The sequence below is a fragment of the Shewanella marina JCM 15074 genome, from assembly GCF_000614975.1.
In the GTDB taxonomy this organism is placed as follows: domain Bacteria; phylum Pseudomonadota; class Gammaproteobacteria; order Enterobacterales; family Shewanellaceae; genus Shewanella; species Shewanella marina.
The window spans coordinates 1-1601 of sequence record NZ_BALM01000064.1 but is presented as its reverse complement, the minus strand read 5'-3'; the positions used below and the strand labels follow the sequence as shown (position 1 = coordinate 1601).

Below are 1601 nucleotides of genomic sequence, written 5' to 3'. Positions count from 1 at the left end.
CCAAGTAGCCCATATTCAGCCTCAAAAGCGTCAAGTGACCATTTAGTTAGGGCATGGCAACGTACCTATGGTTTACCAACCTTAGTCACGAATTGCTCAAATAACTATGGTCCATACCATTTCCCAGAGAAATTGATTCCGCTAATGATTTTAAATGCATTAGATGGTAAAGCATTGCCTGTTTACGGCAACGGTATGCAAATCCGTGATTGGTTGTATGTAGAAGACCATGCACGTGCATTATATAAAGTAGTAACGGAAGGTGAGGTTGGTGAGACCTACAACATTGGTGGTCATAACGAGAAAGCCAATATTGAAGTAGTACAAACTATCTGCGCCTTACTTGAAGAGTTAGTACCGACTAAGCCAGAAGGTGTTGCGCATTACCAAGACTTAATCACCTATGTGACCGACCGTCCTGGCCATGATGTTCGTTATGCGATTGATGCGAGTAAAATTGCAGCGGAGTTAGGTTGGAAGCCCGAAGAAACGTTCGAATCCGGTATTCGTAAAACGGTTGAATGGTATCTAAATAACGAAGCATGGTGGAGTCGCGTGTTAGATGGCTCATATAGCGGTGAGCGTTTAGGCCAAGCGTAATTGGGTATCGTAATATTGCTATGATGTAGTCGATTTAAGATAAGATTAAATCGACTTATTTTGTTTTAGATTGTTTATTTTTAGGTTGCTCCATGAAGGGAATTATTTTAGCTGGCGGCTCAGGCACACGTCTTTATCCAATCACCCGCGGTGTATCAAAGCAGTTATTACCTGTTTACGATAAGCCAATGATTTACTATCCATTATCAACACTGATGTTAGCGGGTATTCGTGAAGTATTAATTATCACTACGCCAGAGGATAACGACAGTTTTAAGCGTCTATTAGGTGATGGCAGTGATTTTGGTATTGACATCGAATACGCAGTACAGCCGAGTCCTGATGGCTTAGCACAAGCCTTTATTATCGGTGAAAAGTTTATTGGCGACGATAATGTTTGTTTAGTACTGGGTGACAACATCTTCTACGGTCAATCATTTTCAGCGACATTAAAGCAAGCCGCAAACCGTGACAGTGGTGCAACCGTATTTGGTTATCATGTTAAAGACCCTGAGCGTTTTGGTGTGGTGGAGTTTGATGATAATTACCGCGCCATTTCAATTGAAGAAAAGCCGCTAGTGCCACGTTCTAACTGGGCGGTAACAGGCCTTTATTTCTACGACAATAGCGTGATTGAAATCGCTAAGACGATTAAGCCATCAGAGCGTGGCGAGTTAGAGATTACTGCGGTAAACCAAGCTTATTTAGAAGCGGGCTCACTTAATGTAGAACTGTTAGGTCGCGGTTTTGCTTGGTTAGATACCGGTACCCATGAAAGCTTGCATCAAGCGGCTTCATTTGTGCAAACCGTAGAAGAAGTGCAAGGCTTAAAAGTGGCCTGTTTAGAAGAGATTGCTTGGCGTAATGGTTGGTTGACTGATGAGCAAGTACTGACATTGGCAGAGCCTATGCTGAAAAATGACTATGGTCGTTATTTAGTGTCATTAGTGACCGAGCCTAATATGCAATTAACGAAAGAGATTGCAGTAAAAGGAAACGCA

Annotated in this window: 2 protein-coding genes; both read left to right on the top strand. The window is 42.3% G+C overall.

Going from position 1 to position 1601, the window contains the following annotated elements:
- Positions 1–600, top strand: a 600-nt coding sequence (locus JCM15074_RS20145) for a GDP-mannose 4,6-dehydratase (protein ID WP_025823756.1), incomplete at its 5' end; no start/stop codon positions are given.
- A 92-nt stretch (positions 601–692) separates the two neighbouring features.
- On the top strand, positions 693–1601 hold a 909-nt coding region (gene rfbA / locus JCM15074_RS20140), incomplete at its 3' end, for a glucose-1-phosphate thymidylyltransferase RfbA (RefSeq protein WP_025823754.1).